Origin of the sequence: Candidatus Pedobacter colombiensis, assembly GCA_029202485.1 — a bacterium.
Classification (GTDB): domain Bacteria; phylum Bacteroidota; class Bacteroidia; order Sphingobacteriales; family Sphingobacteriaceae; genus Pedobacter; species Pedobacter colombiensis.
In genome coordinates this window covers 1,282,092-1,306,332 of sequence record CP119313.1, presented here as the reverse complement: position 1 = coordinate 1,306,332, position 24,241 = coordinate 1,282,092, and the positions used below count along the sequence as shown (strand labels likewise).

General features: G+C 38.1%; 18 protein-coding genes. 4 read left to right on the top strand and 14 right to left on the bottom strand.

What is annotated here, in order from left to right:
- Positions 1 to 97: 97 nt before the first annotated feature.
- The 4 genes from P0Y49_05350 to P0Y49_05335 all read right to left on the bottom strand — a co-directional run bounded on the left by P0Y49_05350 (position 98) and on the right by P0Y49_05335 (position 6,414).
- Entirely contained in the window at positions 98 to 2,932 is a 2,835-nt protein-coding gene (locus P0Y49_05350) for an outer membrane beta-barrel protein (GenBank protein ID WEK20562.1), read from the bottom strand.
- Between the two features lie 56 nt (positions 2,933 to 2,988).
- The gene (locus P0Y49_05345) at positions 2,989 to 3,864 is read right to left on the bottom strand and encodes a hypothetical protein (protein ID WEK20561.1); all 876 of its coding nucleotides are present in this window, start codon (positions 3,862 to 3,864) and stop codon (positions 2,989 to 2,991) included.
- Between the two features lie 199 nt (positions 3,865 to 4,063).
- The gene (locus P0Y49_05340) at positions 4,064 to 5,083 is read right to left on the bottom strand and encodes a cytochrome d ubiquinol oxidase subunit II (protein ID WEK20560.1); all 1,020 of its coding nucleotides are present in this window, start codon (positions 5,081 to 5,083) and stop codon (positions 4,064 to 4,066) included.
- Entirely contained in the window at positions 5,080 to 6,414 is a 1,335-nt protein-coding gene (locus P0Y49_05335) for a cytochrome ubiquinol oxidase subunit I (GenBank protein WEK20559.1), read from the bottom strand. Before P0Y49_05335 ends, P0Y49_05340 begins: the two co-directional genes overlap by 4 nt.
- A 235-nt stretch (positions 6,415 to 6,649) precedes the next feature.
- Here P0Y49_05335 and P0Y49_05330 point away from each other — a divergent pair, with 235 nt between their 5' ends.
- Positions 6,650 to 7,459 carry a hypothetical protein gene (locus tag P0Y49_05330; GenBank protein WEK20558.1) on the top strand — a complete coding sequence of 270 codons (810 nt, stop codon included), beginning with the start codon at positions 6,650 to 6,652 and terminating at the stop codon, positions 7,457 to 7,459.
- Here the strand turns inward: P0Y49_05330 and P0Y49_05325 are convergent, their stop codons facing one another.
- Entirely contained in the window at positions 7,460 to 10,027 is a 2,568-nt protein-coding gene (locus P0Y49_05325) for a M1 family aminopeptidase (GenBank protein ID WEK20557.1), read from the bottom strand. It lies immediately after the preceding gene.
- Positions 10,028 to 10,179: 152 nt separating this feature from the next.
- Between P0Y49_05325 and P0Y49_05320 the strand changes: the two genes are divergently transcribed.
- Positions 10,180 to 11,028, top strand: coding sequence for a DUF2911 domain-containing protein (locus P0Y49_05320; protein WEK20556.1), 849 nt, complete (start codon positions 10,180 to 10,182; stop codon positions 11,026 to 11,028).
- A gap of 141 nt (positions 11,029 to 11,169) precedes the next feature.
- On the opposite strand, the gene P0Y49_05315 is transcribed toward P0Y49_05320, so the two are convergent.
- The 7 genes from P0Y49_05315 to P0Y49_05285 all read right to left on the bottom strand — a co-directional run bounded on the left by P0Y49_05315 (position 11,170) and on the right by P0Y49_05285 (position 18,969).
- Positions 11,170 to 12,900 carry a sodium:solute symporter gene (locus P0Y49_05315; GenBank protein ID WEK21774.1) on the bottom strand — a complete coding sequence of 577 codons (1,731 nt, stop codon included), beginning with the start codon at positions 12,898 to 12,900 and terminating at the stop codon, positions 11,170 to 11,172.
- 164 nt (positions 12,901 to 13,064) lie between these two features.
- Positions 13,065 to 15,503 (bottom strand): PIG-L family deacetylase, encoded by a 2,439-nt coding sequence (locus P0Y49_05310; GenBank protein ID WEK20555.1) that lies wholly within the window; start codon positions 15,501 to 15,503, stop codon positions 13,065 to 13,067.
- A 142-nt stretch (positions 15,504 to 15,645) separates the two neighbouring features.
- On the bottom strand, positions 15,646 to 16,248 hold the full coding sequence (locus tag P0Y49_05305) for a hypothetical protein (protein WEK20554.1): 603 nt from the start codon (positions 16,246 to 16,248) through the stop codon (positions 15,646 to 15,648).
- Between the two features lie 48 nt (positions 16,249 to 16,296).
- A complete protein-coding gene (locus P0Y49_05300) occupies positions 16,297 to 16,728 on the bottom strand; it encodes a DoxX family protein (GenBank protein ID WEK20553.1) in 432 nt (143 codons plus the stop codon).
- Between the two features lie 65 nt (positions 16,729 to 16,793).
- Positions 16,794 to 17,396 carry a TetR/AcrR family transcriptional regulator gene (locus tag P0Y49_05295; GenBank protein ID WEK20552.1) on the bottom strand — a complete coding sequence of 201 codons (603 nt, stop codon included), beginning with the start codon at positions 17,394 to 17,396 and terminating at the stop codon, positions 16,794 to 16,796.
- 96 nt (positions 17,397 to 17,492) lie between these two features.
- A complete protein-coding gene (locus P0Y49_05290; protein WEK20551.1) occupies positions 17,493 to 18,095 on the bottom strand; it encodes an alpha-ketoglutarate-dependent dioxygenase AlkB in 603 nt (200 codons plus the stop codon).
- Positions 18,096 to 18,108: 13 nt separating this feature from the next.
- Positions 18,109 to 18,969 carry an RNA polymerase sigma factor RpoD/SigA gene (locus P0Y49_05285; protein WEK20550.1) on the bottom strand — a complete coding sequence of 287 codons (861 nt, stop codon included), beginning with the start codon at positions 18,967 to 18,969 and terminating at the stop codon, positions 18,109 to 18,111.
- A gap of 179 nt (positions 18,970 to 19,148) precedes the next feature.
- Between P0Y49_05285 and P0Y49_05280 the strand changes: the two genes are divergently transcribed.
- Complete coding sequence (locus P0Y49_05280) at positions 19,149 to 19,616, top strand: Lrp/AsnC family transcriptional regulator (protein WEK20549.1); 468 nt, start codon at positions 19,149 to 19,151, stop codon at positions 19,614 to 19,616.
- Here the strand turns inward: P0Y49_05280 and dnaE are convergent.
- Positions 19,613 to 22,564: a DNA polymerase III subunit alpha gene (dnaE, locus tag P0Y49_05275; protein ID WEK20548.1), complete on the bottom strand. Its 2,952-nt coding sequence runs from the start codon at positions 22,562 to 22,564 to the stop codon at positions 19,613 to 19,615. The two genes, P0Y49_05280 and dnaE, sit on opposite strands and share 4 nt — an antisense overlap.
- Positions 22,565 to 22,567: 3 nt before the next feature.
- The gene (gene dinB / locus P0Y49_05270) at positions 22,568 to 23,725 is read right to left on the bottom strand and encodes a DNA polymerase IV (protein ID WEK20547.1); all 1,158 of its coding nucleotides are present in this window, start codon (positions 23,723 to 23,725) and stop codon (positions 22,568 to 22,570) included.
- A gap of 235 nt (positions 23,726 to 23,960) precedes the next feature.
- Here dinB and P0Y49_05265 point away from each other — a divergent pair, with 235 nt between their 5' ends.
- Positions 23,961 to 24,191 (top strand): hypothetical protein, encoded by a 231-nt coding sequence (locus P0Y49_05265; protein ID WEK20546.1) that lies wholly within the window; start codon positions 23,961 to 23,963, stop codon positions 24,189 to 24,191.
- Positions 24,192 to 24,241: the final 50 nt, after the last annotated feature.

Sequence of the window (24,241 nt, the reverse complement as noted above, 5' to 3'; positions counted from 1 at the left end):
TAAATTTTTCTCTCCGGACAAAAGAATAGATATAAAAAAAAGAGACTGTGCACTTTCACACAGTCTCTAAAAAATCGAATATATCGCTTAGTATACCTTACATGAAACTTCCGTCTCCCCTACGCATAATTCCTCTGCCGCCACGTCCTTGTGCGCCAGACCATTTTTGCAGTCTCATACTCAGTTTTAGCATAAAATATCTACTCGTAGGATTTACGAATGTATTTACATAACCACCATCATTTGGTTGCGATGATCTCAGATAATTATTCTGGTTTAAAACGTCAAATGCCTGGAACGTAATCTGACCTCTGCGATTAAACAGCTGACGCTCTAAACTTGCGTTTATCACTAATGGGCTGGTATTTGTATTTCCAACTACCCCATCAATAAACTGCTTACTACCGTTGTAAGCGATCATCCATACATCCCATAAATAAACCCTACCATCTAAATTGAGAGAAAGCGTGTTGACCTTATTATTAATATTATGAAGTGTTGAATTAGATTTGTCAATTTTATATCCAATATTCGCATTGATCTCAAACCATTCCGTAGGATTGATTTTTGGACCAAAACGCTGATCCAGACTAGTGATATCAGTGGTATTCAAGATACCATCCCTCATACTCAGGTTATGGCTATAGCTTGCTGTTCCATTAAGCTGCAAATTATATTTCCTGTTGTTAAGCTGCTTACTGATGTTATAATTACTAGTCAGCCTATATACTCCACTAACATTTACAAAGTGTGTTTCATTAATTTTACTACCAGGGAGGTTCGGATCATGATTAAAAACAGTTTCCACATTTTGGATTACCGCATTTTCTGTATAAGAACCATTTGCATTTAACGAAAAGTTAAGCTTCGAGTTGGCAATATAATTATTGTACTCCCCTCTTAAAGTATGCACAAACGTAGCAAGCAGATTAGGATTACCTACAACTGGATTATTTGGATTCGTAACGTCCCTTACTGGTTGTATCTGATCAAAAGTTGGTTCGACCGCATTTCCTGAATAGTTCATAGATACCCTTTGTTGTCTACTCCAGCGATATTCAAATCTAGCGATAGGGATGAGGTTAAAGCTACTGCGCCTTGTTGTAGTCCCCAGACTTATTTTAGTCCCACTTAGTAAAGCCGGCACACCTGTTAAACCAACAGAAAAACGAACTTTGGAGTTATTATCCATCCCATATCTAAAATTCAATGCAATCCGGCCCTGTGTGAAGGAATAATTATAAATATTACTCAATGAATCTATGATATTAGAAAAGCCATCCTTTAAAATATTTCTTGTAGTAGCAGTATTGTCATATCCATTATAATTCACCTGGGCATTTACCTCAAATTGAGTATTGGTACCGAGCGGCTCCACATAAGTCATACTTCCGCGATAATTATCACGTAAGTTTTTACGTGCAATGATCTGATTAATTATCGAATCTTTCCTATTTACATCCTGCGTAATAGAATCTCTCAGATAATAAGTTGTGAAGTTATATCTTTCCTGTTCGTTATCCTGATTATTTTTATTCAGGTCTATCTGTGTCGAAAAATTTCTTCTATATTTTTTAAATATATGTTGATAAAAAGCAGAGACTCCAAATTCAGGAGCTGTTCTTGAATTTAAATTTTTTGTGTAACTATCCCGATCCAGCCCCATTTCAACAGCAGTACCTCTTTGACTTACATTGGAAGTATTATTGTTATTAGTAGAAGCATACTTGAAAGTTGGGATAACTTTAAGGTAATTGGCCGAATCCAGATTTACTTCAAATTCAAATTTAAAATCATGATTATCTGCTTTTTGCAAGCCAGTGCTCGTACTGTTAGAATGCAATTTTCCGTCAGCTAAAATACTTAAAGATTCAGTCTTATTTGTATTGTCTCCTCTTGAATCCGTGAATTGATAATTCAAATTAAAATCTATCTTTTTCCCGATTTTATCACGCAAACTGAATCTGGTATCTGTGCTCTTATTAGAACCACTAAGGGCATTGAGATTGATGGCATCCTTATAATTACCATTTATCCCCATCTGTTGATTTCCATTAATCCGTGTAGCAAACATTCCAGCTTCCTTCCGCTCATTGCTACCTCCTGCAGCACTCATATTCAACATATTACCAACAGACTTATCCGTTCTGGTTGTAATGTTCAATATCTTCTGTGGATCACCGTCTTTAACTCCTGTACGAGCTGCCTGATCACCATAATCATCCACAATCTGAATTTTATCAACGATCTCTGCGGGAAGGTTTTTAATTGCATTTGCGATGTCTCCTCCAAGGTATTCCTTACCATTCAGTTTGGCCTTAGTAACAGTCTCTCCCTGATGGACTAAACTTCCATCGTTACCGACCTCCATGCCTTCCATCTTCTTCAACAACTCGTCTACCGTAGCATTCTTCCTTACCACATAGTCGCTTGCTTTATACTCTACAGTATCCGTTTTATAGGTTATAGAAGGTGTACCATTAATAACAACTTCGTTTAAAGTGTTTTTTTGCTCTTTAAGTAAAATAGGATCCATTACAATCCTTGGAATCATGTCGTTTTGTTTAAAACGCATAACAGGGGATTTTTCATACCCTATACTTTGTATTACAAGCGTATAAGTTGCAGATTTCACATCTTTAAAAACAAAAACACCATCACTATTGGTTGAAGTTTTTAAGGTATCCTTATCAGAAGTTAAACTAACTGTTGCGCCTATTACGCCCAAATCTGTACTGTCTTTTACAATACCGCTAATTTGTCTCGTAGGTAATGGAGGAGGTGTTTCCCTTTTTGCTGGCTGCTGGGAAAATACCTCTGTAAAGCTAAACATCATTAATAAAATGACTGCTAGTTTTTTAAAATGCTGTAGGTATTTCGACTTAAAAAGGACATAATGATCCTTAGCCGTGACCCAATTAAAATAGTTCATTTGTGTGTTTGTATGGTTGGGGTTTATTTGTGTGTTTCTTTACAGTATTAAATTTTTTATTTCTTTGCAAGCGTGTACTTTCCCCAAAAATCGGTCGGGCTCATCATAGCCTGAAAGTCCACACCACCGCCGCCCATGCTAAAATGACCGCCGCCGCCGCCACCAGGGCCACGACCGCCGCCGCCGCCACCAAAGTTACCGCCACCGCCACCACCGCCGCCAAAATTTGGTAACTGTAAGCCATTCAACTTAATGTTATAAGCAAATTCTTTTGGTTCTGTTACTGAAATACCTAAAGCTTCTAATGGAATTCCTACTTCATAGAAATAAACATTATCCTTATCTATATTGGCAAATGCTTTAATACCATACTCATTATAAATAGAGATTAATGTGTCTGTTGTGTTTTTAAATCCATGAATTTTAATCTCCTTAGCAGCTGCCAATTGCGTTTTCTGCCTGGCAACCATAAAAGAATCCCTTTGTTTTGCGTTCTGTGGACCACTGCCCATAGCCATCGTCATTCCCATTGCACGTCTGCTACCACCCGGTCCACCGCCACCCGGTCTGCCAAAGCTGGCAGGAAGTGGATAGGTCAATGTTATACTTTCCTTTTCTTTCTTTTTACCATCTGGGTTTACTGAGAAAGTAATACCTCCCGCAAGTATTTTAGAATTGTTTGCGATATCAGTAGATTTAATAACCAGATAAAGATTTTTATCATCATTACTAATAATATAAGATAGACTGGTTCGCTTATTTACTGAAAAGTCGCTGTCTTTCCACTCAAAATTCTTTCCATCAATTTTGATGGCATGAGGAGCGAATATACTAACCTCCTGCAAGTTATTTACTTTTTGAGCCTGAGCAATACTGCCAAGGCTAGCAAACAAAGCCGTACAAAATCCTATTTTAATAAATCCTGTTTTCATATTTGGTGTTATATTAATTACGATATTAGGGTTAAGACTTTATAAAATGGTTTAGGTTTAATGCTCCATTACATATTAATTGAATAATTAATTCATCAATATATAAAAGTCCCCGAATTAAACACAAAACCCACTTTATTAGAAATTCTTATCGTAATTTGTTACACAAGTATCAAAACTTTAGGATTATTTCTTTTTACTAATGATCAGCTATAACTTCTTTGGGTTTCTGAAAAATATAAATTAAATAAACCAATGCAGGTAAAATAAATATACTACCAATAAGCAACGCATACCCCAATGTGGCTATTGTTTTTGCCTGACCCTGGTGAATAAGCAATGAAAGGTTCTCACCATTTTTAAGCAATACAATATCCGGGAAATGTGTATAAGTGGCAGCAAACAAAATCATAGCGACCTGAAAACCTGCAAGCAACCTTAGCAGGATTGGTTTATTCCTGTTTAGTGCGTAAAACATAATAATTAAAGAAATACTCGCAGCAATAATGGCAATTAACCCGGGGGTATCTCCAAAAATCCACGTGGTTAGCGGAATATGCTCTACATAGGCTGCAACAAAAACCAGCGCTCCACAAAACATAACAATAAAGATTGCCCGCTTCGCTTTTCCAACAAAATGTTGTCTGTCGCCATCATTATCGGTTTGCCCGATGATAAAAATAGTAGCGAGGAAACCACATATACTCACTGTAAAAATCCCAACCGCCACAGAAAACCAGTTTAACCAGCTAAATATATAAGCGGATATAAAATCATTTGCCATAGGATCAATTTGTCCGGAAACAGAACTGGCTGCAATAATCCCTAGAAAAAATGGGGTAATTAAACTCGAATACACAAAAATTGGCGTATACAATTTTTGCATACCGTCTTTCACAGCATCATAATTTCTGAAGACAAAGGCGGTGCCCCTTGCGATAATCCCAAGCAACATACATACCAATGGGATATGCAGGTAAACGGAGATCGTAGTGTATATTTTAGGGAATCCTACAAATAAGATCACAATCGCAATAATTAACCACATGTGATTGGCTTCCCAAATAGGGCCAATGGCCTTATACATCGTTTTACGGGTTTTTGACTTATTGGTTTTAGAGGTCATCAATTCGATAATACCGGCGCCAAAATCAGCTCCTCCTAGCAGGATATACAACAAAATGGAAGTCCAAAGGAAAACAATAACTACATATATCATAACTGCTGATCTTTTGATTGGTTTGTGGAATCATATAACTTGTCGACCATACTGATCTGCCTGAATAACAATAAACTTACGATAACTGATAAAGAGATGTACACTCCCGTAAATAAGTAAAAGGAATAAGCTATACCGGGCATAGGTGTTACAGCCTCAGCAGTACGCATTACCCCACGAATAATCCAGGGCTGTCTGCCTACTTCTGTAACCGTCCAACCAGCTTCGAGAGCAATAAAACCTAAAGGCGTTGCAATAACAAATAATTTTAACAGCCAGCGACTGCGAAGCCATTCTTTTTTCTTCCATAAAGCGATGAAATATAAAATAGCAATCAGCACCATGGCCATACCCAAGCCCACCATGATTTGGAAAGCGTAGTGAGTAACTGCTACAGGTGGCTGGTCAGCTTGAGGAACACGATCAAGCCCCTTAACTTCACCATTAAAATCACCTGTTGCCATAAAACTAAGCAAACCGGGAATTTTAATCGCGTAATCCACCTTCTTATTCGCAGTATCTGGAATTCCTCCAATGATGAGTGGTGCAAATCTTTCTGTATGAAAATGAGCTTCCATAGCCGCCAGCTTTTCAGGTTGTCGCTTTGCTACATCTTTTGCCGAAACATCGCCACTTATAGGTTGTAAACAGGCCGCTACGGTAGCAAATACCGCTGCAATTGTAAAAGCTTTACTATGAAACCGTACATTTCTCCCTTTAAGGATCATTAATGCATGAATGCCTGCAACAGCAAAACCTGTTGAAACAAATGCCGCCACACACATGTGTAAAGATTGAGAAAACCAAGCCTCATTAAACATTGCTTTTATAGGGTCTATATTTAAATATTGTCCATTAATATGATCAAACCCGGCAGGACTGTTCATCCATGCATTTGCAGCAACAACCAGAATCCCTGATACTAATCCGCTAACACCAACTACCACTCCTGTTGCCCAGTGAAACCATGGATTGATCCTATTCCAGCCATATAGATAAAATCCAAGGGCTATCGCTTCAATAAAAAATGCCGTTCCCTCCAAAGAAAACGGCATTCCAAATATCGGTCCAGCGTGCTCCATAAATTTGGGCCAAAGCAAGCCGAGTTCAAAAGACAATACCGTACCAGACACTGCCCCCGTGGCGAAAAATATAGCCACTCCCTTACTCCAAGCCTTGGTAACATCCCTGTAAACTACCTTTTTTGTTCTAAGCCAATAAAAATGGGCTACAGTCATAAAAAAGGGCATCACCATACCAATACAGGCAAAAACAATATGAAACCCTAAGGAAAAAGCCATCTGAAGGCGGGCAGCTAAAAAATCGTCCATAATATCATTTAATAAACGGATGTGCTAAAAAGAAATCGTACTGTAAAAGTACGGCTTATCTCCTTTAACAAGGCCTTTTTTTGATGAATATTATTCATAATACTCACATATTTTTTCCCTGAATATTTAGGAGTCTGATAGACAAATTACGGGTGAATATTTTTTTATTAAAATAAACATCGGGAGGTTTACCGGCAATTAACCAGGATAACTATCAACATAAATCAACTGAACCATGAGCAATTTAAAACATTATCGTTTTGTACCTCTTATTGCATTATTGTTAGTACTAGCTTGTAAAAAGAACCGAACTTCCAAAATAGAAATACCAGAACCGGAGCCCCCCCACGTAACTAAAACATTGATCCCTATAAAATTTGAAGCTACCGGATTGACTATCAACTTAAAATACAAAGAAAACACTCCGCTACTTACAGAGATCTCTGACGCAGCAGGAGCCAAAACCCTCTTCACTTACACTTCAGATCAGTATTTATCCAAAATAGAAAAGTATAATAATGGCAAGTTATTTTATGTTGGTTATTACCAAAAAAAGGATGATGAAAAAATGATCAGCAAGGTCGTCCTATTCAATTACGACGACCTTAAGAATAATTACACGCCTAAAGGATTCTACACGCTAACCTATAATCTCCTACAACAGTTAAGTACAATTCAATATTACAACAATGCAAATAATCTGATTGATACCCGAAGCCAATTTTATACAACAGCCAAGAATCTATCTGAAGTGGATATGATCGACAATTCTGGCTCTATAAATGTTAATACTTACACCTTCGATCAAAAAAAAGGTATTGCCAGTAACATGGATCATGCTCAACTGTTTGCTCTTGAATCTGAACATTGGTTTCTGATCTGCTCGGGTAACAATCTATTGAGCTACCGGAACCAGAAATCTCCTTTAGAAAACACAGATTTTAGTTATGAATATAATGGGGATGGCTATCCTTCAAAAATGACCATCACCAAAAACAAAAATACACAGCAGATTAAAATAACCTATAAATCCATCGAACCCTAGCTATTTTAAAAGCTTCTGCGCCCGGAATAGGTTATCGGCAGATTGTAATATCTTGGCTTTTAATTTAGGGTTATAATTAGGGTGAGATTTTAAAAAATTGGTCACAATAGCAGCTGCTTCAGCGGTTTGATAATAACCGAAGGTAGCTTGTAACCAACTTTGAGGGAAAAAGATATCGCCCGTAGTTTGGATCTCCTCCAGGAGTTCCAAACTTTTCGGCAAGTACTTAATGGAGGTGGACTGCCTTAAGGGATGGTGGAGATAGTAAAGTGCGGCAACCACATTTGATTCCTTTTGTCTGTTTACTTTCTGTTCAAGGCTTTTAAAAAACTGATCTCTTTCTGTCGGATTTGAAGAAAGCGCGGGCATAATAAACTCAAACCTTTTTCTTCTATCCGCATCGCCAATACGAGACAGCTGATCTTTCAATATGGAAGAATCGCTACCATCTCTTAATGCAAGCGAAAAAACCAAAGCAGTATAATCGTCCTCAGAGAGTTTCAGGCCTTCGGGACTATTTTTTGTTTTCCAAATATCATATAACCTTTTGCCGGCATCCTTACTTAAAAATACATCCTGATAGGTTTTAAACAGCAGTTTTTTATGATTAGATGCTGTTTGTTCCTGCAGGGCACTCCAAATTCTTTTTTCCAGTAAGTCCCCTAAATTTATGCGCTCCTTAGGAGACATAAATTCCCAATAAATGGTGCCAATATAATTTGTAATCAACTTGAGGTTCAGCTCTTCTTTTTCTTTACTCAGGCCTTCAAGAAAAAGAGTTAACAATTCTACCGGTTTCACAGACCTTCCGTTCAGCATATTCTCATACAGAGAAATATATGCAGCAGCACGATTTAAAGGCTTATCAATAGTATATAATTGTGTAAATATAGTCCTATCTACCGGCCATAAGCCATAGCCCTGTCCTGATGAATTAAACAGCACAAATAAAGGTATATCCATTCCCTCCACTGACTTCAGCTCAATCTGTGAAGCATTTAAATTAACCGTTATCTCCTTATTATAACCGGGATAATATAGGGTCAGCTCAAAAAGCTGTGGCCAAATTCTATCCTTGCCATACTCTGCAGATTGCTTTATTATAAACCGACCTATTTTATCGCCTTTCTTTTCTATAGTATAATCCACCACCGGTCTTCCAGGTTCATTTACCCATATTTTATTCCATTGCTGTAAATCCGCATCGGCATATTTATCTAAAATGGTTATCAAATCGGGCCAGGATGCATTACTATTGGCAAACTTTTTAAGGTATTCTCTCACTCCCTGCTTAAATTTATCTTTCCCCATTAAGCGTTCCAGCTGCCGCATCATAATTGGAGCTTTATGATAAATGATATTGCCATACAATGTTCCTGCATCTTTCAAATTATCCAACTCTTGTCTTATCGGGTTAGATCCTGTTGTACGATCTACACCATAAGCTGCAGGAAAATGATCTACTAAAAACTTCAAATCAAATTCATCCTTACCAACACTCCCCTCTGCACTTTTATCAGCCATAAAATTGGCAAATACTTCTTTCATCCAAACATCAGTAAACCAGGTCATCGTTACCAAATCACCAAACCACATATGTGCGGTCTCGTGTGCAATCAGATTATTCCTCGAGTTCAACTGATCTTTTGTGGCCGTTCCATCCAAAAATAAGGTTGAAGCTTTATACTGTATGGCCCCTACATGTTCCATTCCTCCAAACTGAAAATCTGGAATGGCAGCAAAACCAAACTTCTGAAAAGGGTAAGAAATACCGGTCCAATCTTCAAAATACTTAAGTGCATCAGTATGAATTTTAAAGATTTCATTCATACTGTATCTTATCTTCGCTGTATCTGTTTCTCTATATAAAAAATCTGTTTGCATCCTACCTACCCTGCCAGTTTGCTGTTCAAATTTTCCGGCAACAAACGAAAACAAATAGGTACTTAAAATATCAGAAGTTACGAAGTAATATGTTTTACGTCCATTTAAAAGAATTGAATCTTTTAATGGTGCATTTGCCATGGCTTTCCAATTTGCAGGAACTTTTAATGTTAAATTATAAGTAGCTTTTAAATCAGGTTGATCAAAGCAGGGAAAAACAGTTCTTGCCCTATCCGGGACAAATAAAGTATATAAATAATCCGCATTGCGGTTCAAAGCAGATTCACCGGCCTGAAATTCTATTTTAATTTGGTTAACTCCTTTTTTTAAGTACGCTGCAGCAATTAACAAGTGTTCTTTGCTATGCAGTATGGGGACATTCTTCCCATTCACAATCAACGTCCTGAGTTTTGCCGGATCATCTTTGAAGTCAAGCTGTAAAACCTGCTTATTTTCTGTCAAATTAAAGCTCAGCGTTTCCACAGCCTGTATTTTCTGTGTTTTTTCAGCAGGAACATCAAATTCAAGTGCATAATGAATCTCACTTAATGTTGCTTTTCTATGTATAGCCAATTGTTTGGAAACACCTGTTTCCACTTCTTGTCCTACTACATGCCCTCCGGCAGCTAATAAAAATAAAAAAACAATAAATCCTGATAAAGTATGGCGTGTATTGAAGTTCATAGCAGCTAATTTAAATATGATTTTCTAATTTCTTCGTCAAGTTTCGACTTAGCGCTTATATTTACTATAGAATACGCAATGATAACTGTAAATTGGTAGCATCAAACTTATAATTATAATTAGCTAACAACCATTTAAATATATATATTCATATGAAACAGACTCTTAAAGCAATGTTATTGTTGGCATTAACCGTATCATTAACGGCTGACCTTCAAGCCCAGGGCTTAAAAATGCCTCAACCCAGCACAAGTCAAACCATTACCCAAAACTTTGGTCTTGGTAAAATCACTCTTAATTATTCTCGTCCCAATGTAAAAGGCCGTAAAATTTTTGGCGGTCTTGAGCCTTATGGATCTGTATGGCGTACCGGTGCAAACTCGGCTACTACAATCAGTTTTACTGAACCTGTTAAAGTTGATGGTAAAGAACTACCGGCAGGAGTATATGGTTTATTCACCATCCCCGGCAAAGACGAGTGGACAGTAATATTCAATAAAGGAGCTAAACAGTGGGGTGCCTATGAATATAAAGAAGCAGAAGATGTTTTAAGAATTAAAGTTAAAGCGAACAAACTGAAAGATAAAGTTGAAACTTTTACTATACAGTTTGCCGATGTATATCCTACAACTGCTCAATTACAGCTAATGTGGGAAAATACTGGTGTTAATGTAAATTTAACTACTGAAGTTGATGCTACTGTAATGGCAAGCATTGATGAAGCGATGAAAGGTGATAAAAAACCTTATTTTCAGGCAGCCCAATATTATTATTCAAACGACAAAGATTTAAAGAAAGCTTTAGAGTGGGCCAATGCAGCAGAAGCTGCAGATGGTAAAGCACCATATATAAAATTACTGAAAGGTCGTATCCAATTAAAAATGGGAGACAAAGCCGGTGCTTCAACAACAGCAGCAGCAGGTATACAGCTTGCTACAGAGACTAAAAACCCTGAATACGTTCGCTTAAATACCGAACTATTAAACGAGACTAAGAAATAGTTTCCTTGTTTTATAAGAAAGCCGGATATTGTGTCAATATCCGGCTTTCTTGTATCTATCTCTTTTTATCTCGTCCTATAATTCCTGGGGCCTTGCCGGGGCACTGGTCAGGGGTTGCGGGGGCCTTGCCGGGGCCCAAGCCTAGTTAACGCTTCCCGAAGAACTACTGAAGCGCTTCCCATTAGATTTACCAGCATTGATCATCTGCTGAATGATTAAAGCAATCAATATTACCGACAAACAGCCAATTACATTGAGCCACAAATAGGCTACAAGTTCCGACCTTCCCAGAATTATAATTATGGTTTCGGTAAGCAATGCCGCAAAAAACACAGCCCTTCCATTTACCCGTTTCACATAAAATGCGACAAGGAAAACACCCAGAATGGTTCCATAAATGTAAGAGCCCAATATGTTTACTGCTTCCAATAAATTACCAATCTTGCTAGCATATAAAGCCATTGAAATGCATACTACACCCCAAAAGACTGTTGCCAGACGCGATGCTTGCAAATATTGGTGATCTGTACCATCTTTTTTAATTAACCGTTTATAAATATCAATAACTGTAGTAGAAGCCAGCGAGTTTAATGCACTCGCAGTAGAGCCCATCGAAGCCAGAAAAATAATAGCAATCAATAACCCTATTAATCCCTTTGGCAAATATTGAGTTACAAAACTTAAAAAGATATAATTGTTATCCTTGATGTTGGCCTGTTCATCATTCTTCAACATTAAATCCGTGACCTGCTTTCTGATTACCTTCTCCTTCTCATCGGCAAGTTGTAGCGCCGTTCTTTGTTGATCAATAAGCACTTTATTGTCGGCATTAAGTGCCATATTCATCTTATTTACCTCTACCTGTTTTTCATCAAAAGCACGATTATAATCAACCTTAATCTTATCTAGCTCCGGGGCATATTTACTTGTTTCCAGTTTATTTAACTCAAAACTGTTAAAAAAAATAGGTGGTCTGTTATATTGATAAAAAGCAAAAACAAGCACCCCAATTAATAATATCAGAAACTGCATCGGTATTTTCACCAAACCATTCATCAGTAATCCCAATCTGCTCTGACTAACCGAGGCGCCCGACAAGTATCGTCCTACCTGGCTCTGGTCTGTTCCAAAATAAGACAGTTGCAAAAAGAAACCACCTATTAAACCGGTCCATACTGTGTACTGATTATTCAGGTCCAATTTAAAATCTATGGCATTGGTTCTACCCATTTTTCCGGCTATACTGATGGCTCTGCTAAAACCAATATCCCCTGGAAGCAGGTGTACCACCATTATCCCTGCCGCAAACAAGCCACAAAAGATAATACTCATTTGCAGCATTTGCGTATATGAAACAGCCTTAGTACCACCATATACGGTATAAAATATAACCAAACTACCAATAAACAGCGTTGTGTACGTAGTATTGATATTTAATATGGTTGATAAAATGATGGATGGCGCATAAATGGTTATTCCGGTAGAAAGTCCACGCTGAATTAAAAAAAGAAAGGCAGTTAACGCCCGTGTTTTTAAGTCAAAACGTTGCTCCAGATACTCATATGCTGTATAGACTTTTAAGCGATGAAATATAGGCACAAAAGTAATGCACAACACAATCATTGCCAATGGCAAGCCAAGATAAAACTGTACAAAGCTCATTCCGGATGAATAAGCCAGACCCGGTGCCGATAGAAAAGTAATGGCACTGGCTTGAGTAGCCATTACAGATAGGCAAACATGATACCAGGGCAAGGATTGGTTACCCAGTAAATACCCTTGAATATTTTGTGCACCGCGACTTTTATAAACGCCATAAACTACAATTACAACCAGTGTAATGATTAAGACAGACCAATCGATAACACTCATTCGAAATACTTGGTAAAAGCGTAAAAAATTAAAATCAAAAACACCAGCCATCCGATCAGTAAGCGATAAAACTGCTGCCATGTTTTAACAAATGGAGGCAGATCTTGCTCCTTTTCGCCTGTGGGTTCCTTCTCTATCATTTATGAAGTGCTACTTATCGTTAATTATTTTTTCGCAGATAATAAATTTACAAACAAGCGGTATGCGCCCGGAACGCCGGCAGGTAATTGTCTGAAGAAAGAAATACCGGTATATACATATCTGCCTTTTCCATAATTAGCAACAATTAACGATCCTGTTTTGGCACTTTCGCCATTGTCATTCATGCTCAGTATTGGTGTATATTTCTGATCTGCATCGGTAACAAAGTACAATCCACGCTCTTGTATCCAGCCATCAAAATCTTTAGCTGTAATCTTGTTGGGATAATTTAAAACCGGGTTTTCGGGCGCAAGCATGGTAACTTTTGCATCTTCCTCTGTAACCCTGTCGCGCGATAATTTAAATGGATATGGACCAATATTTTCAATCTTCAATGGGGTATTTACATTGTACTGAACTAACAATGTTCCGCCATTCTCTACATACTTCATCAGCTTAGGCTGCATGTTTTTAATCTGATCGTTTACATTGTATAATCTTACCCCCGTAATGATCGCATCAAAACCTGAAAGGTTGGTATGAATAACCTGATTCTCGGTCAGATTAACCACATCATATCCTATCTGTTTTAAGGATTCTGGCACAAGGTCTCCCGCACCGGCGATATAACCAATTCGTTTTCCTCCAAATTTCAAATCCACTTTATCTAACCTTGCTTCTGCAAAAGGGAAAAGTGTTTGCAGCGGAATATGGTCATAATTAATTATATGAAGCCCCTTGTTATAGGTCTGACCGTCAACTACCACATTCAATGACAAATCGCCTCCTGTAGTATTTCCTGCAGGTGTAATGGTAAATACGACGGACTGTTCGTCTCCCCTTTTAGCCAATGTAAAGCTTGTTTTTTGTGGACTTACTTTCCATCCAGAAGGTACTTGTGGCACTAATACGTCTGATGCATTGTCTTTAAAGCCCTTTAGCAATACTGTGATATTTTTAGGTTCGTTCCCATTAAAAATAAATGCTTTCTCGGAAAGTGTAGCGGTTACAGGCGGCGCTATAACCAATGGCTGGTAAACCTCTCCACGAACCTGGTCGGTATATTTGTATACTACTGGACGTTTTTTTTCAATAATCTGATCACCTATTTTGATTTTAAATACTGCTGTAAGGGCTGGTAAATTTTCTGGCATCCCAATCATAGATTGGGAATCGACTACATAAGAACCTACTGGATGGTGCTTTTCAAGCCAGTAGGGCTGAGTAATTCCTACATTTGCCGTTGAAAGCTCTTTGTCCTGAGTTACAAACTTATTTGGTGACAAATCAAATGATGCCCCACTATTTATTTCCTCCAAACTAATCGCCATTGGAAATCCTGGTTTTACCCTTGCAATTCCCTGCACTTTTACATTTACAGGCTGATTTAAGGCATATGAAGAATTGGTAGCAGCACTTTCGACCCAGATGCCTGCACAAGCCAAAATCAGATCATCCAGCAATTCCTGTTTAAAAGGCTTTCCTTTCACCAATTGTTTCAACTTTAAAAGCTTAGCTATTGATTTTGAAGGATCAGCCACATTGTATTCGTTATTGATCTCAGTCAGCAATTGCTGTATAGCTCCACTTCCAGGTATTCTATTTAATGTAAAATCCACACCATCAAATATATCCCCATTCGCTTTCTCGCCTGCCACTGGTGTAAAAAACTCTATAGCTGTTCCACGCTGTCTTGCAGAGCCAAAACCCTGACTTTTATGATTAGACCTGCTCTCTGCAGCTATTTCCCCATAGCTTTTACCTAACAAGGAATTGTACAAACCAACGTCAATCTTCATTTGATCCTCGGATGTGGTATTATTCCCACCAAAGTTAAACGTGTTCCACACGATTCTCCTGGCTTGCCACGGCTTTACAAAAGCCAACTGTTCAGGAAACTGCTTAGGATCGGCAGCAGCCACAAATGCCTCACGGGCCAATATAGCGGAGCCTGAATGATGACCATGACCTGCACGTGCATCTTCAGGAAAACGTGTAATAATTACATCAGGTTGAAACTTACGGATCACCCAAACTACATCTGCAAGAATTTTTGCCTTATCCCAGATTTTAAAACTTTCTTCCGGATTTTTAGAAAAACCAAAATCATTGGCTCTTGTAAAGAATTGTTCTGCGCCATCCATATGACGGGCAGCCAACAGTTCCTGTGTGCGTATCAGGCCCAATAGTTCAGCCTGTTCGTTACCAATTAGGTTTTGTCCACCATCACCTCTGGTTAGTGATAGATAACCGGTTCTTACCTTCTTCTCCTTGGCCAGATAAGCCAATAAGCGTGTATTTTCATCATCAGGATGGGCCGCAATATACAAGACACTTCCAGTAACATTTAGCGCTTCGAGCCCTTGTTTTATCTCTGCAGCATTTAATTGCTGCATGTTTTGTGCCCAGCTAAAAAAAGGAATAATTGCAATAAAAAAGAGCAGGAATAAGCGAAACTTCATATTCAGATTTTAAATGATCATCGTGGTTGTACACAGTTTTCCATATACAACCGTGATAATTCGAAATTAATCAAAAATCATTAATCTGAAGTTTTAATTACACACTAAACTCCGTAACAATACTGCAAAAGTACTACAGATTTTATAGGAGAATTTTACTGCTCACCTCTTTATCTATTGTAATGAACCCAGGATATTTTACCAGGGTATTTCCTACTTTAATGCTAGGTCTGATCTTAAGTGTAAGTATGCCCTTCTTTTCGGGTCCACCATTCTTACCACTTTTAAGGAAATCGGTAATTTCTCCCATCACCTTGCTGTTCGAAATAAATGGATAAACATTTACTTCCATATCAACAGGCACAGTAGTGGATTGCCTCGCAGCAACATTTAATGCCTGGTTTACAAAACCTGTAGCCAGTTCCTGTTTATTGATGAGAATTTTGTATTCAAATTCATTGATTGCGGCATCATCCCCTGTCGGATTGTTAACTTCCAGGTTTAAGCGCGCTCTTAAAGGAACATCCTTTCTAAGTAAGCCAAGGGCTAACCCAGGTAAAGTAGCCAGATTAATATCTTGATTGACGATCATCTTTTTTATATCAGCCCCACCAAGTGTAATCTGATCTGCAGAAGTGATCCTGTACCTGCACTTTTCAAGTGCTTTAATTTGTTGCGCCTGTTTGTTAATACTACAACTTGATATAACAACTGTCGCAAGACATAATAGCAATATTTTCTTCATAACAGCTATAACGGTATTTGATTTAAAATGATATGTACAATACAATGTTTAACGTCTGCGGCTGTATAAGTTTTTGCTAATGATATGATCAATACTGTATTTTCCTGGGCCGGAAACCAACAAGAACACATAAACAAGCAGATAATGCAAGCCCATTTCTTTCTTATCAAAACCATCCGGAGCATGTACTATAAATACAGCAATTAACATGGTAATGATTAGTGGTATGGTAGCCAGTCTCGTACCTAAACCTATTAATAAAAAGATAGAACAGAAAAACTCAGCAAAAACTGCTAAATACAGTGAAGCTGCAGCACCTACTCCTATTGGATCACCAAATTGAATTTCGCCGCCTGCAGTAAGCCATCCTAGTTTCTGATAACCATGAACAATCATAAAAGACGCAATGCTTATGCGTAAAACAAGTAGCATAAAATGCAGAGATCCATGGTTGAAATTGGTGTTAAATAGTCTTTTCATAAATAAGTTTGTTAGTCAATAATTAATAATATGGATGATTTAAAATAATAGAAACGGAGTATTCATTAAACCAGCAAAGACTTGATAAATCCAGACACTGCATCTTGCAATATCCGGCGATTTTCTTCTGCGGGTTTACCATCTTTTTTAATCATTTGGATCGATACGAGGCCATGAAGAATGGATAAATAAGTGTGATACTTAAGAAAAACATCAGCCTCTTTATTTGCACTGACCGCTATCGTTTCCTGGATGGTAGAGATCATAATGGTGGTCATATTTTTCATTTCCACAATCTGATTTACTTTCTCACAGGCTGGAATGCCCAAACCAAACATCAACTGATAATACTCCTGATGGTCAAAGGCAAAATCCCAATAAGCATGTGCCATGGCTTCAAGCTGTACAGCCTGTTCCGCATGTTGACCTTTAACCTGTTGAAGTGCTTCAGCTAGTTTTTGAAAACCTTCTTTAGTAAATTCCAGCAATATAGCTTCTTTATTTTCAAAATGATTATAAATAACGGGGATACTGTATTCAATAGCATCTGCAATTTTGCGGATCGACAGGGATTGCCAGCCATCTGTTAATACCTGAAGCCATGCCGCTTCCAGTATACTTGCCCTGAACTCCTCCTTCTGTCTAATTCTTCTTTCAGCTATTCCCATAAGCTATACAATTTAGTTAACAGTGTTAACAAAAGTAATTGCTTAAGATACATCTACAAAAACTACATCAATTTTCTGACTTAAATACAACAAATATTACTTGATGAGGCGGAAAGTTAAATTGATACGGGGGCCCGTGGGAATGATTGTTTTAGGGAGTCTATGCTCCCATAAATGTTGTGTTTTGGCTTTCATGATCAGCAAACTACCATGTGTAAGGTCGACTGAAATGATAGGGATTTTGTCTTCGTAGTTCCTGAATTGAAATATCCTTTGTGCACCAAAACTAACAGAAGCAATAAAGGGATACCTTCCTAAACTTTTTTTATTATCACGATGCCAACCCATACTATCTTCGCCATTGCGGTAATAGCTAAGTTGGCAACTGTTAAATTTCACATCAAATTTAAGGGCAATATCCTGTTTAATGCTTTGTAGCACATCTGTCCAGGGTAATGCATTCATCGTAATCCCTGAATAGCCATAACTAACACCTTCGTCGCCATAAAATGCAGTAAAACGTGGTTGCAGTACCATTTCACCAAATACCTGAATGGATTCCTGTTTCCAGTCAATCGCGGTATTCAAATAGCTATAATATTTATCGCTCTCTTTTTCATCAAAGAAATCAGGATAAAAAAACACCTCCCCGGGAATAGGTAACAAATTAAGATGATCCAGATACAGCGATTTGTCCATACTAGTAAATATACTAGATATATTCCATCATGTATGCTTTTGGTTTCTCTGAACGTAGTGTTTTTAGCGCTTTATCTTTAATCTGTCTTACGCGTTCTTTACCCAATTTCATTTTAGAACCAATCTCGTCCAAACCAATAGCACTATTCCCCCCCAATCCATAAAACATAGACAGTATTTCCTTTTCCCGCTCAGGCAATCTCTTCATCAAACGCTTTATATCAACCAAAATAGAGCTTTGCAATACTGAAGTATCTGTCTTCTCCACATTGGTATCTTCAATGGTTTCAGCTAGTGTAAAACCAGACTCCTCGGTAATCACAGCATCTAAAGAAGTGGTCATCGGCGCATGATGCAGAAAATCAACTACCTTTTCTTCCGGCAATTCAATAAATTCACAAACCTCTTCCAAAGTTGGTATTCTTTCCAAACGCTGCTCCAATTCACTCATGGCCTTATTGATCTTCATAATACCACCTATTTGGTTTGCAGGCAAGCGAACCATTCTTCTTTGTTCTGCTATGGCCAACATGATACTCTGACGGATCCACCATACTGCAAAAGAAATGAATTTAAAACCTTTGGTTTCATCAAAACGTTGAGCTGCTTTAATCAGTCCTAAATTTCCTTCTGCAATTAGGTCTGACAGGCGGATGCCCTGGTTCTGGTATTTTTTTGCCACCGAGACTACAAAACGAAGATTAGCCTTTACCAGCCGGTCTAATGCCAGTTGATCTCCATTTCTGATCTTCTGAGCTAGCACGATCTCTTCTTCAACGCTCAGCAGGTCAATTCTTGCAATATCGTACAAGTATTTTTCTATCGAGTCCGAATCCCGGTTGGTAATGGACTGCTCTATCTTTAATTGTCTCATTGTAGGCAAGGTCTGAAGAAATGACTTTTAGATCAATGGATATATCATATTTCCGATTATTTTACGGAAATGTTTATAAAAAATTAAACTTTTTACGGAAATATCATTTTAAATAGCCTTTTTTTTATTAGTTTCGAAATCTCAGTGTACGATACACACTTTCATCTAATCAACTGGTAATGAATACCGCAAACCTGGACAAAACAGACATCGGAATTTTAAGGCTTTTACAGCAGGATGCCCTGTTAAGTAACAAGCAATTGGCATTGGAATTGAACAAATCCACTGCTACTATTCACGAGCGGGTAAGAAGGCTAAAATCCGAAGGGTACATTAAACGCTCAGTCGCTATCGTAGATGGGAAAAAAATTGGCAAAAGCTTGATTGCTTACTCACAGGTACAACTTAAGGAGCATACTGACAGTGCACTAAGCAGCTTTGAAAAGGAAGTCGTAAAGTTCCCTGAGGTAATGGAATGTTATCACATGACAGGCGCTTTTGATTTCATCCTCAGAATTGTGATCTCTGATATGGATGCCTATCATAATTTTTTAAGAAGCAAGCTGGCACAACTGAGTAACATTGGTACTGTTCAGAGCTTTTTTGTGATGTCTGAAATTAAAACAGAAACAGCATACCCTCTTTAATTACTTACAAGCACCGGATTATCCTTGATTGGCAACTTGGCAAACTTCATCACTTCCACACTTGGAAAACCAAAATCTTCTACTACCCGACCAAGTATCAGATAACAACCTTTACCTCTAAAAGGATATACAGGCGTATGATTTGGAAAATGTGTGGTATCAAAGAAATTTCCATTGGCATCTAAAAACGTTCCAAACCACATTTTCTTATTGTTTTTAGCATGTACCGTTTTTTCGCACACATAGAGTCCTACCATTTTAACCATCTGACCTACAAAACTGATCAGGTTATCTGTGCATACATCTCCTCTGTAATCAGTTTTTAAAAGGTCAAACATAGAAATACTAAGTGGGAACCCCAACAACTCCAATTCATGATAAGCATCTTCCAGTTTGGTATTCACCAGTTCAGGTAAAATATAACGTTTACTTTCTATATGAAAAAGCTCGGCACCATTAACAGGCTTAGCCTTAGCCCCAAGCAATAAATGTACCTCCCAAAGCAGTGCTTTCTTACTCTTACCTGTAAACCTCAAGGCCCCTACCCTTATTAATATCACCACCTGCTCTAAGCCCATACCTGTACGTTTCACAAAATCTTCCAGGTCAATAAAGTCGCCATTCAACTTACGTTCTTCTGGAATCAGCTCAATGAATTTACTTTCCAGTCCCTGTATCCCTATGAAGCCCAAATATGCATTACTACCTTTAATAGATACCACAGCGACACTCACATTTACACAAGGTAAATGAACCTTTGCTCCTGCTTTTTGCAACTCATGTACATATAGCCAACGGGTATAAAAACCACCATAATTATTCAATACAGCAACCATAAATTCCTGTGGATAATACGTTTTTAAGAACAAGCTCTGATAGCTCTCTACCGCAAAACTTGCAGAATGAGCCTTGCTAAAACTATAACCTGCAAAAGAAAAAACCTGTCGCCATACCTCGGCTGTAATGGCTTCCGGCCTACCCAATGCTTTAGCGCCATCGTGAAACTTATCAACCAGCTTGTTAAACTCTATTTTCGATCGATACTTTCCACTCATTCCTCTTCTCAAAATATCTGCATCCGTTCCATCCATACCGGCATAATGAATACAGATTTTGATCACATCCTCCTGATATACCATTACACCAAAGGTATCTTCAAGCTGCTCTTTCATCACAGGATGCAGGTAATTTACATTTTCACGATCGTGATAGTTCTGAATATAGGCCTTCATCATGCCCGACTGGGCAACTCCGGGTCTGATGATGCTACTTGCCGCCACCAGTGTCAGGTAATCTTTGCAACCTAATTTGGTTAACAATTGTCGCATGGCAGGCGATTCTATATAGAAACATCCAATACTATTTCCAGACTTTAATTTATTGTTCAGGTTATCATCTTTCATAAACTCCCTTACCTGATGGATGTCTATTTTACGTTGCTGATTTTCTTCTACCAACCTTACCGCCTCCTTGATGTGGCCAATACCCCGCTGACTCAGAATATCATATTTATCATATCCTATAGCTTCTGCTTCGTACATATCCCATTGCACGGTAGGCATCCCCTTTGGGGGTAAATCCAACGCTGTATAATAAGTAATCGGTTCTTCCGAAATCAATATTCCTCCGGCATGAATACTCCGCTGATTAGGCATATCGTCCATTAGCTGATATATAGCCATGATCCTTTTAAAGGTAGCATTGTCTCTGTTTACCGCAGCCCTTGCCGGATCGGTAAACCCATCAATCTCGTCCTTTGGCAGCCCCATGACCTTACCAATTTCACGGATTACCGAACGATCTTTAAAAGTAGAAATTGTACCCAGCAGAGCTGTATGTTCCTTGCCATAGCGTTTAAAAATATAATCCTGCACATCCTCTCGTTCATCCCATGAGTAGTCAATATCAAAATCCGGCGGCGAAGTACGCTGGGCATTCAGAAAGCGTTCAAAATACAGATTCAACTCCAGGGGATCAACATCAGTAATCCGCAAGCAAAAGGCAACAGTACTATTGGCACCCGACCCGCGCCCCACATGATAATAACCCCTATCTGTAGAATACCGAATGATGTCCCATGTGATAAGGAAATAGGCGCAAAACTCCAGATCCTCAATTACCTTAAGTTCATCTTTCACCTTTTTTAGCGCTATTTTATTGTTTTTCCCGTAACGCTTAACCATCCCATCCATCGCCAGCTTTTCCAACAATGCTTTATCATCTTCTTTACTTCCTGTAAAAGTTTTACGGTTCAGGCGCACTCTACCCCGCTCATAATCCATCTTACAACCATCCATCAACTTTCTTGTATTATCGAGGATAAAGGCATATTTGCTAAATTTTGCTTCCAACTCACCTGCAGGTAAAAACCTGTCCGTACTGCTACATTTATCTTCCTCCTTTACCATGGTCAACAAAGTATTTAAGTCTATTCCTCGCAGGTACTCATGTAAACGGTACTCAATTCTATCGGCCACAAAAACAGGCTGCAATACTACGAGCTTATCTTTTATGTCGCGGATGTCTTTTCCATGAAGACTATGAAGTTCATCAAAGCGAATGCCCAGATACTCATTTTCATTTAATGTGCAGATATCATTACCATAAGGATAAATAACAACGGCATCTTTAAAAGCTCTCGCTTTATCAGGCAAAGCCTTTTGTTCCAGATTATGCCAGGTCAGGAAATCATTAATTTCCTTCATTCCCTCTTTGTTTCGGGCAATACCAATATATAACAATTGCTTATCCCTTCTAAACTCCATCCCGGCAATGGGTTTGATGCCTTTTTTATCACATTCCCTCATAAACTCCATTACCCCTGTAGAATTATTGATATCTGTGATGACCATTTGTGTGATACCGCAAAAAGCTGCTTCTTCTACCAGTTTTTTTATGGTCATAGTGCCATAACGCATACTGTATTGAGAATGAACGTTCAGATACATAATTTAAAGATCTAAGTTCATAACCGAAGCTCTTGTAATCGCCTTCTCGCCATAGCGCTTACGGATCCTATCCATAGCTTGTACCAGGCTGTATTGCGCAGTAGATTCGCTATACAGATCAATCTGCTCAAAGCCGTTTACCAGATTAGAAAGCCGTACGCCAACTAATCTTAATAACATTCGTTTTGTGTACACTTGTCTGAATAAGTCCTTTGCTTTTTCAATCAGTGTACTATCCAGCGAGGTATAGGGAATAACCGCCTGTTTAGTTACATCTTCAAAATTGGAGTACCTGATGGTTACGGTTATACAGGCAGCAAGTTTATTTTTTTCTCTGAGTTGAAAAGCAATATCCATCACCATCGAGATCAGTAAATTATTGATGGTGCCCACATCAATCGTATCCGCTTTAAAGGTACATTGTGTACCTATAGATTTTTGCTCAGTATAAGGAATTACCGGACTGTTATCAATCCCTTTTGCTTTTTGCAACAGCTGCAAACCGCTTTTTCCCAGCAAGGCATACATATGATTGGGGTGAATCTGCGCCAGCGTAAAAATCCTTTTGACTCCCATATCACTAAGCTTAAGAAAGGTTTTTTCTCCAAGTCCCGGGATTTTTTTAATAGAAAGCGGATTTAAGAAAGGTTGTACATATGGGGCTGCCACATCCCGCTCACCATTTGGTTTACACTCATTAGTAGCCATTTTGGAGACCGTTTTATTTACCGATAAGCCAAAAGAAATGGGCAGCTTTAATTCCTTTATGATTGTTTCACGCAGTTCATGTGCATATTTCATACAACCATAAAACCGATCCATTCCTGTCATGTCTATATAATGCTCGTCAATACTTGCTTTTTCGAAAAGCGGTACCCTTTCTTTGATAATGGCAGTAATCTCATGAGAGGCCTCTGAATAAGCATCCATATTGCCCTTAATAAATACCGCGTGTGGACATAACAATTTCGCCATGCGCGATGGCATAGCCGCATGTACCCCAAACTTCCTGGCTTCATAGCTACACGAAGTCACTACTCCACGATCTGATACACCACCAATAATTATAGGTTTCCCCTCTAGCTTACTATTTTTTCGCACCTCAACAGATACAAAAAAAGCATCCTGATCCATGTGGATGATTTGCTTCCCTTCCCTCATAACAAACAAATTTAGGTAAGCGCAAAGTTAAACTAATATTTTTAGCAAAATAAAGTAAAACTAAAAATATTAGCCAAAACAAACTTTATATAGTTTTCAGCCAATAAATATTGGTTTTTACAACCAATGACACTATAAAACGATATAGACTTGCAGAATAACAATTCATAGAAATTAAACATAAAAAATTATACAAAATAAATTACATATTTCGTATAATAAAAAGTACATTTGTATGGTTATAAGATTTAAAAACATTTATCTAAAAGCACTTGCTACAGATAATATAAAAGGTAAACCTCGTTACCATACTGATGTTGTAAACAAATTTAAAAAGACACTAAAAACACTAGAATTTATGCCAACGACCAAGAGCCTATGGAAGTTAAACAGTCTAGGTTTCGAAGGTTTAAGAGGTAACAGAAAAGGTTATTTCTCAGTAAGAGTAGATTTCATTACCGGCTGATATTTCAAATTGAAGAAGCTACTGCAGGCATAGCTGAAATTATAGTCATT

Coding starts and splice junctions, on each gene's coding strand:
- P0Y49_05350 (WEK20562.1), bottom strand. CDS start 2,932: ATGAACTATTTTAATTGGGTCACGGCTAAGGATCATTATGTCCTTTTT.
- P0Y49_05345 (WEK20561.1), bottom strand. CDS start 3,864: ATGAAAACAGGATTTATTAAAATAGGATTTTGTACGGCTTTGTTTGCT.
- P0Y49_05340 (WEK20560.1), bottom strand. CDS start 5,083: ATGATATATGTAGTTATTGTTTTCCTTTGGACTTCCATTTTGTTGTAT.
- P0Y49_05335 (WEK20559.1), bottom strand. CDS start 6,414: ATGGACGATTTTTTAGCTGCCCGCCTTCAGATGGCTTTTTCCTTAGGG.
- P0Y49_05330 (WEK20558.1), top strand. CDS start 6,650: ATGAGCAATTTAAAACATTATCGTTTTGTACCTCTTATTGCATTATTG.
- P0Y49_05325 (WEK20557.1), bottom strand. CDS start 10,027: ATGAACTTCAATACACGCCATACTTTATCAGGATTTATTGTTTTTTTA.
- P0Y49_05320 (WEK20556.1), top strand. CDS start 10,180: ATGAAACAGACTCTTAAAGCAATGTTATTGTTGGCATTAACCGTATCA.
- P0Y49_05315 (WEK21774.1), bottom strand. CDS start 12,900: ATGAGTGTTATCGATTGGTCTGTCTTAATCATTACACTGGTTGTAATT.
- P0Y49_05310 (WEK20555.1), bottom strand. CDS start 15,503: ATGAAGTTTCGCTTATTCCTGCTCTTTTTTATTGCAATTATTCCTTTT.
- P0Y49_05305 (WEK20554.1), bottom strand. CDS start 16,248: ATGAAGAAAATATTGCTATTATGTCTTGCGACAGTTGTTATATCAAGT.
- P0Y49_05300 (WEK20553.1), bottom strand. CDS start 16,728: ATGAAAAGACTATTTAACACCAATTTCAACCATGGATCTCTGCATTTT.
- P0Y49_05295 (WEK20552.1), bottom strand. CDS start 17,396: ATGGGAATAGCTGAAAGAAGAATTAGACAGAAGGAGGAGTTCAGGGCA.
- P0Y49_05290 (WEK20551.1), bottom strand. CDS start 18,095: ATGGACAAATCGCTGTATCTGGATCATCTTAATTTGTTACCTATTCCC.
- P0Y49_05285 (WEK20550.1), bottom strand. CDS start 18,969: ATGAGACAATTAAAGATAGAGCAGTCCATTACCAACCGGGATTCGGAC.
- P0Y49_05280 (WEK20549.1), top strand. CDS start 19,149: ATGAATACCGCAAACCTGGACAAAACAGACATCGGAATTTTAAGGCTT.
- dnaE (WEK20548.1), bottom strand. CDS start 22,564: ATGTATCTGAACGTTCATTCTCAATACAGTATGCGTTATGGCACTATG.
- dinB (WEK20547.1), bottom strand. CDS start 23,725: ATGAGGGAAGGGAAGCAAATCATCCACATGGATCAGGATGCTTTTTTT.
- P0Y49_05265 (WEK20546.1), top strand. CDS start 23,961: ATGGTTATAAGATTTAAAAACATTTATCTAAAAGCACTTGCTACAGAT.